Annotated in this window: 4 protein-coding genes; all 4 read right to left on the reverse strand. The window is 59.6% G+C overall.

Going from position 1 to position 8,075, the window contains the following annotated elements; all coding sequences use genetic code 11:
* Positions 1–85: 85 nt before the first annotated feature.
* Entirely contained in the window at positions 86–2,074 is a 1,989-nt protein-coding gene (locus WCO56_17045; GenBank protein MEI7731285.1) for a hypothetical protein, read from the reverse strand.
* Positions 2,071–5,013 (reverse strand): lysylphosphatidylglycerol synthase transmembrane domain-containing protein, encoded by a 2,943-nt coding sequence (locus tag WCO56_17050; GenBank protein MEI7731286.1) that lies wholly within the window; start codon positions 5,011–5,013, stop codon positions 2,071–2,073. The genes WCO56_17045 and WCO56_17050 overlap by 4 nt, the downstream gene beginning before the upstream one ends.
* On the reverse strand, positions 5,010–6,347 hold the full coding sequence (locus WCO56_17055) for an FAD-dependent oxidoreductase (GenBank protein MEI7731287.1): 1,338 nt from the start codon (positions 6,345–6,347) through the stop codon (positions 5,010–5,012). The genes WCO56_17050 and WCO56_17055 overlap by 4 nt, the downstream gene beginning before the upstream one ends.
* A 352-nt stretch (positions 6,348–6,699) precedes the next feature.
* Positions 6,700–7,155 (reverse strand): IS200/IS605 family transposase, encoded by a 456-nt coding sequence (tnpA, locus tag WCO56_17060; GenBank protein ID MEI7731288.1) that lies wholly within the window; start codon positions 7,153–7,155, stop codon positions 6,700–6,702.
* Positions 7,156–8,075 lie beyond the last annotated feature (920 nt).

The following is an 8,075-nucleotide window of genomic DNA, read 5'->3' on the forward strand; positions in this document are numbered from 1 at the left end:
GATTAGCGCCGACTGACGTCGAGCGGCTACGTAATTTATGGAATTGCTATAATGCCCGCCAATCTTTCTGTGAAACTTTTCGGACTTATTTTAGCCTGAATACCCGGTGATCCTTGGGGGAGGAGAGCAATTCATCCGCGGCCGAGCGCGCCAGCGGCGCGAGGCACACCGCAGCCATAAAGAGGGTGACCAGCGCAAATGTCACCCGGTCGCGATTGCGTTCACGCGGCCATTGCAGATCAAAGAGCACCAGGCAGATGCCCAGACCAATCAGGATGGCCAGATTCCGTGCCGGGATCAGCGCTTTCACCGGTGGGTTGGCGGGCAGGCTGGCTGGATTCCGGTACAACGTCCCATAGGGGTTGCCGAACACCTTGCTGAAATTCTTCGGAGGCTTCATGCCGCCTGATCCCGGCCCGAGGGTCACCATGTATTTACAGGCCGCTGGCAGGGCGCGCACTTTTGCCGGGCGCGAATTGCGCAGCGTGGTGCCCGTGGTCCAGCGCCCGGTGTAGGCGGTGATGACGGATGCCCCGGGGCCGTCCAGCAGGTAAATCACTTCCCCCACCGCCACGGTTTTGGTGATCGCCTCAAAGAACTCGCGGGCATCGTCCTGTTGTGCCGCATCCAGACCGCTGGTGCCGCCGCCCGGCATCCAGCGCGGGGCCTGTTCCTGCCGCTGGATTTTGCGGCTCCGCGCCATTTCTGTGGGGGAAATCGTGATCTTGCCCACCGGCGGCATGTAGCCGTATGGCTCCAGGAGCATGGTCAAGGCGGACAAGGTCACCGTGAACTTGGCGGTGGGCACGGGTGTTTCGGGGGGCGGAGTGGGTGGATGCAGGGGTTGCGCGGGCGGGGCGCGCTCCGGGTCAACGAGATAGACCGCCTGCAGCGGTGCCGGGGCCACTGCCGGAATGCTTAGTTTTTCCGGCAGCGGGATTTCCACTGCCACCCAGGTTGCCAGCACCAGGAACGCCAGGATTTTCAGTGCAATCCGGACCGCCGATAGCCAGCGAGCCAGTCTGAATTCCAGCCATTCCAGGAAAAGTTCGCCGCCGTACCCACCCAGACAGGCCAGCAGCCAGGGCAGGTTGTACTGGATCAGGTGCACGCCGAATCCCATGGGAAACACCAGGGCAAATCCCAGCAACGGCCCCAGGAATATCAGGGCCTCGCGCCGCCGGAACAGCATCCCGCCGAGTCCCAGGTATGCGGCCAAGGCCAGCACAGTTCCAATGCTGAGGCTCGCGCCGGCATCCGCTCCGGCAAAGAGCAAATCCTGGTCATACCATTGCCCGGGCAGGCAGGTCCGGTTGGCCAGCACATGGATGAGCCATGGAGCGTACAGCAACACCGGCACAACCGCTGCCAGCAGGCCCGCGAGCAGGTTCTTGCGGCGCGCCACGGTATTGACCAGCAAAGCCGGCGGCAGAAACAGCGCCAGGGGATGCGAGGTGACCGCCAGCAGGTTGAGCACCGCGCAGGCTAGGTATTTTTCCGATTCCAGCGCCAGCAGCGCCAGCGGCGCGATCGTCATGGCCAGGGCGTTCGCATTGAAGGCGGTTTGGTTCCAAAAGACCGCCGTGGAGGTGCTCAGCAGCATCACCGTGATCAAGGCCGGTCGTGGTCCGAAGAGCTTGCGCACCCAATACCAGGAGGTCAGCAGCGACAGCGGATACAGGAGCCAGCTTATGAAAGTCATAAATGTCACCGGCGATATGCCCACCCAGGACACCACGTATCCCAGCACATGCAGCGCTGGCGGATGAATGTGCGCGCGCCCCAGCGGCGCGGATTCCCAAAAGGCCCAATCCGGCAACCCGCCCGCCTGCTGCAGGCCCTGGATGACGCTGGGGTGGTAATAGCGCTCCACGGAATTCGGATACCACCACCAGCGCAGCACGCTGAAGAGCGCCAGGCAGGCCAGCAGCGCCAAGCCATAGCTGGTCCAGGTTCGTCCCGGATCGGCGGCGTTTGCTCCCGGCGTGGATTGGCGGTTATCCCCCGCTTCGCCCGCAGATGTTCCCGTCGGCGTGGATGCCGGCAACCGGTTGTTGGCACTCTCGGGGGTCATGGTTTGGTTTTTTGCCGATCCCCCACTTCGATGGTCAAAGCCAGCGGTGGTCCGCTCTTGGGTGTCGTCGCGCTGGGCGGCGGGAACAGCTCGCCCACTGCGGTCCAAGCCAGCAATGCCACACACGACAACGCCACCACCGACGCTCCGCCCCCGAGCAGGACCCGGGCGCGAATGCGGTCGCGCGCGAGCAACAGGTCCAGCAGCACCAGGCAAATTCCCAACCCCGCCAGCACCATCAGGTTCAACGTCGAAACGGCTGCGGGCTTCGGCTCCATTCTCACCAACGGCACGTCATTTTTGTAAAGGGAGCCGAAGGAGTTTTCAAAAATCAGGACACAACTATCTGGTGGTGCCTTGGAGCCCCGTCCCGATTTCCCGCCCAAAGTGGCCCAATACTGACACCGCTCCGGCTCCACCCGCTCCCACTTCTGCTCGTGCAGCATGCCACCAGTGGTCCAGTGCCCGGTGCAGCCGGTCAAATACGCTGACACCCCGCTTTCGCCGGTATAAATCACCTCGCCGATCGCCACTTCACGATTTATAGCCGCGAAAAAATCCGGAGCACCTTCATGATGATAAAAGTCCTGCCTCGTCCTGCCCAAGGGACGAACACCACGGGTGATACGCACGCCCGCTCGCTCGAAGCGCCAGCTCGGCGGGTTCATCTCGGGGTTTAGCAGTTTCACTGCCATGGATGTGTTCATCGCGAAATAGACCCGAGGACTCGCATTTGTGGCGTCGGATTTTGCCGGGAGATTTGGATCCTTTGGGATAGGGACAAACTCGCCTTTATAGTTTCTCTTGGGGAGCGGGACTTCCATCACCACCCACGTCGCCAGGATCACGAAGGCCAGGCTTACGGACACGATTCTCACTGCGGATGTGTGGCGGGGAAGTTTGCGCATGCACCAATCAAATAGCATCGCGGCTCCATACCCGCCGAGGCAGGCCAGCGGCCAGTGAATACTGAAATGCAAAAGGCGTCCGCCAAACCCCAGTGGAAAAACCGCCGCACATCCCAGTAACGGACCCAGCAGTGCCAGGGCCTTGTCCCGGCGAGCCGCCGCCCAACCAATTCCCAGGCAGGCCGTCACCGCCAGCGCCACCCCGAGGTTGAGTCCGCTCGCAATGCCAAATCCCATGATGGAGACATCACCGCCCGAGCGTTGCTCGGAGAGGGAAGCCCGATTGGCCCAACCATGGGCCAACCAGGGAACATAAAGGAGCATCGGCACGCACGCCGCCAGGAGCCCGGCCAGCAGCTTTTTGCGGCGCAGGAGGGTATTAATGACCAGGGCCGGTGGCAGAAATAGGGCCATGGGATGCGCTGTGGACGCCAGCAGGTTCAACGCCGCGCAGGCCAGAAAATGTTCCGATTCGAGCGCCAGCAGCGCCAGTGGCGCAATCGTCATGCCGAAAGCGACCCCCGGGAAAGTCGCCTGGTGCGAAAAATAGGCGGTTGGCCCGCAAAGGAGAATCACCGACACGAGGGCCGCACGCGGCCCGAACACCTTAAACATCCACAGCCACATGGTAAACATGGAGACTGGCCAGAGCGCCCAGCTCATGAAAGTTGTGTAAGCCGCTGGCGACACCCCCGCGAACGACGCCAGGTAGCCCACGACGTGAAACGACATGGGATAAATGTGCGGACGCCCAACCGGCGCCATCTCCCAAAAATCCCACGTCGGCAGCCCGCCTGCCTGGATCATGCCTTGAATCACGGCGGTGTGGTACCAAGGATCGCTTTGAATGGGATACCACGACCAATGCAGCGCGCTGATCAACGCCAGAACGGCAATCAGCAACAGCCCGCAGACGGTCAACGTCCGGCGAGTCTCGGGTGACTCCACCACGCAAATTTCCTCTTTCGCTGGAGTCAGGGGTTCCTCCGGCCGGGTTCCGGGATCCTCCGTCACCGGGGTTTCTTCCCTTGCAGAACCACGGATGGCGGGGTCGGATAGGGCAGGCAAACCAATCAGCAGGTTAAAGCCCTTTTTCAAACCGTGATCCAAGATGGCGACGAGCAAAGCCAGGTCAAAGCCGACGCCGAACAGCCGTAGCACGGCCACAAACACCGCTTCATAAACCCCCACGCCGCCGGGCGTGACCGTGGCGCTCTTGCCAATCGTCGCGAACGAGACCGCAAACAAGGCCACCACCATGGTAATATCCGCCCCCACCGCTTTGGCGATAATCCAGGTGGCCAAACCTTCTCCCAGCGCGGCGATGAGCGAGAACCCCAGCGTCCAGCTCCAGAGCCGGCGATCCTTGGTGACGGCATGATATTCTTCAAGGAAATCGCGGCCGGTTTGAGCAGTAAGCGAGAAGGCGCGCGTCCCCTTGCGCAATAGCAGCTTTTCCAACCAGGTGAAGAGCGTGGTCTTTTTGTCCAGCCACACCAGGGCCGAAGGCAGGATGGTGAACAAAATGCACAGCAGAAACGCGCCCACGGCCCAGCCCATGGATCGGCCTTCCCCGGCCAGGGCTGCCAGCGCGGGCACCGAAACCAACACCAGCGCGGCGGCGTCGAGCACCCGCGTTTGCAGGATAATGGCAACTGCCCGGCCGAACGCCAGCCCTTGCCAATGGAAAAACAATACATTGGCTACATCGCCGATGCGGGCCGGCAGCACCGAGTTCAAGGCCTGCGAGGCCAGAAAGAACCGGAAAAGAATCCGTCGGCCGAGCGGCAGTCCGGCGCGGTCCGACAGCGAATGCAGCCGGAAGGTCCGGAATAGCCAGGTGGCCGCATAAACAAGCAGAGCCACCGCCAGGAGCGGAGTGGAGGTCTTGTGGATCGCCGTCCAAAGCGGCGTCCAGCCCGCCACTGAGACCAGCGCCGTCAGAATGGCCATCGCCAGCAATCCCGGCAGCAGGATATGCCGCATCAGCCGGATGCGCTCGCGAATCAGCCGTTTGATGGCGGTGATCATGCCGAAGCCGGCAGCGCCTCCACCAGATCCTTGCCTTCGCGGATCACATCGTGCATCGAGGCGTGCAGGAACGTCGCATTGCGGCCGCACTGGCTCAGGTTTTCAAACGAGTTCAGATACGCGCTGATCCGCTCCACCTTCTGCTCAACCCCTTTCTCAAGCACGGGATAGGCAGAGTGGAGACGCTCCACGCGCCCCTCGATCACCTGGTGTTCTTGAAACCATCCCAACGGCTGCAGGTGCGAGCGTACCAGTTGGATTAACTCGTCGTCTTTCATCTGCCATACCGCTTCGCTTTCCTGGCAGGGGATTTCCGCCACGATGGAGGTCTGGTTGGGCGGCGACATGTGCGGGCTGCGATTCTTCGGCTCGAAAATCCGGGTGAACGGATACTCCGGCCCGGGAAAATACACGGTGCCATACGCTGTAATTTGCGGCATGGAGAACATGAGCGCGACCAGGATCTCACCGCGAAAACGTATCTGCTTGGCCAGCGCCAGAATTTCATCGGGTGGCGCCGGGTGCATCTGGCGGATAAATGCGGTCAGCGGCAGGGTGGTCACCACGCGGTCCGCCTCGATCCGTTCGCTCCCGTTGATTTCAAACGCCTGAATCCGCCGGCCATCATGCAGAATCCGGGTGATTCGGGCTTGCAAACGGATATTCTGCGCCCCGCAGGAATCGGCCAGCCGGTTGGCGACGGTGCCGATGCCCAGCCGAGGATAAAGGAAGGCGCCGTCCAAATGTTGGATCTTGGCCTGGCGCCCCCGAAAAGCCTCGGTGATGAAGGTTTTGAGGGTGAGCCCCTTCAGGCGCTTGCCGGTGGCGTTGGCGGAGACCTGCCGGCAATCCAACCCCCAGAGCTTCCGCGAATAGTTCAGCAGGAACAGCCCCGCCAGGGTGGGTCCGTAGGCCTGCAGGGCGAAGCTTTCCAGGTCAGTCGCCGTGGTGCTGCCCCGCAGCCGGCGCACCAGCACTTCGGCGGTCGCTTTGAGAAATGTGACTGGCCCGAGCCGCTGCAGCAGGTTCAAGGGCGATAGCGGAAAATCAATCATCCGCCCTTCGCGGTAAATCACGCTGGGAATCTTGCAGGTGATCAACTCGCTGCCCAGCAGGTTGCGGATGTCTTCGGTGATGGCGGCATCCTTGTCGTGCCAACGGTGCGCTCCGGAGTCAAAAAGAAAATCCTTGTGCCGGAAGGTGCGGCAATTGCCGCCGGGTTCCGCGCCGGCTTCATACAGGCGGAACGGGATGCCGCGCTTGGCCGCATAATGTCCCACGGCCAGCCCGGCAAGGCCGCCTCCCAAAATAGCAATCGGTTTCATCTCGTTCATGTGTTCTTTGATTGATCCGGTTGGCCCGAAATTCAAAATTGTTCGCGGCGCGCTTCGCAATCCCATCCGCTCTCGCATCAGATTTCGGGCTAAGTCCATATTGGGATACACCACAAAATTAAATAAGGGAATAGAAAATTGGAGCAGGGAGGCAATCCACAGAAAACACCAAAGGTGTTTCAGCCTCCAGCCTAGGGTTGACTCACCAGGGGAGCAGGGTGGTGAGTCAACTCTAGGTAAGACGTACCGTTCCCCATCAACTCCAACGGAGTTGTGGCCCGTTCTGAACGCGAGACCCACGATTTGGCCACAACTCCGTTGGAGTTGATACGCGCCACTTGACGAGGGGCGCTCAATCCCAAAGGTGTTTTTCATCCCATTCGAGTTTGTGCTTGGTCAACAAACGGCGCAATTCGTCTTGGAAGGAAAGCTTTCTATGATGCTCCTCCTGACGCTCAATGTATTCGGTCACGGTTTCCAGGTTGGACTGGCTGACGGAAAACACCCCATAACCCTTTTGCCAGGCAAAATCTTTGTACTCCCCGCCCATGTCCTTGACCCATTGATGTGAAACGCGCTTGAGTTCCTTGACCAGGTCGGCTTGGGATATCGTGCGGCCAAGTCGCAAAAGCAAATGCACATGATCCTCGACTCCGCCCACAATAATCGGCGCACACTCGAGTTGTTTCGCAATCCCTCCCAGATATGCATGCAGGTTGGTTCGGAATTCCTGATCGCGCAACTGTGGCCGGTGATCTTTGGTGGAAAACACCAGATGAATGTAAACGGCCGATAATGATTGTGGCATAATGGATGTAGAATGCCCGGCTTTATGAATTTGTGAATCCAATTCTCGCCCTGAAAAACACCAAAGGTGTTTCAACCTTCCGCCCAGGCTCAAACAATGCTACCCCTCGTAGCAGCCGAAGTAATGAGGCTCCATTAAAAACACCAAAGGTGTTATGGCCTCCAGCCTAGGGTTGACTCATCAGGGGAAACAGGGTGGTGAGTCAACCCTAGGTAAAACGTACCGTTCCCCATCAACTCCAACGGAGTTGCGGCACGTAGTGAACGCGGTATCCATGCTTTGGCCTCAACTCCGTTGGAGTTGATACGCCCCTGATCCCTGACCTAGGGTAGCCCCGTGAGATTACCTTTAACGCGGTGAGGATCGAGTCCATGTTCTGGTGACCTGCCCTAGCTTCGTTTTGTTCTTCGGTGATTATCTCACGGGGCAACCCTAGGCTGAAGGCCGCAACACCTTCGGTGTATGCCAAAACGCATCACGGCACGCACCGAGGAAGCTCAAATTCAGGGTGTATTTTCGGAATTCCAAATTCCGCCATTAAAAACACCAAAGGTGCTTCAACCTCCCGCCCAGGCTCAAACAATGCTAACTGGTAGCAGCCGAAGTAATGAGGCTCCATTAAAAACACCAAAGGTGTTTTGTCCTCCAAGCCTAGGGTTGACTCACCAGGGGAGCAGGGTGGTGAGTCAACCCTAGGTATGGATGCCCCGTTCCCCGCCAACTCCAACGGAGTTGCGGCACGTTCTGAACGCGAGACCCACGATTTGGCCACAACTCCGTTGGAGTTGATACGCGCCACTTGACGAGGGGCGCTCAATCCCAAAGGTGTTTTTCATCCCATTCGAGTTTGTGCTTGGTCAACAAACGGCGCAATTCGTCTTGGAAGGAAAGCTTTCTATGATGCTCCTCCTGACGCTCAA

This window comes from Verrucomicrobiota bacterium (assembly GCA_037139415.1).
GTDB lineage: Bacteria > Verrucomicrobiota > Verrucomicrobiia > Limisphaerales > Fontisphaeraceae > JBAXGN01.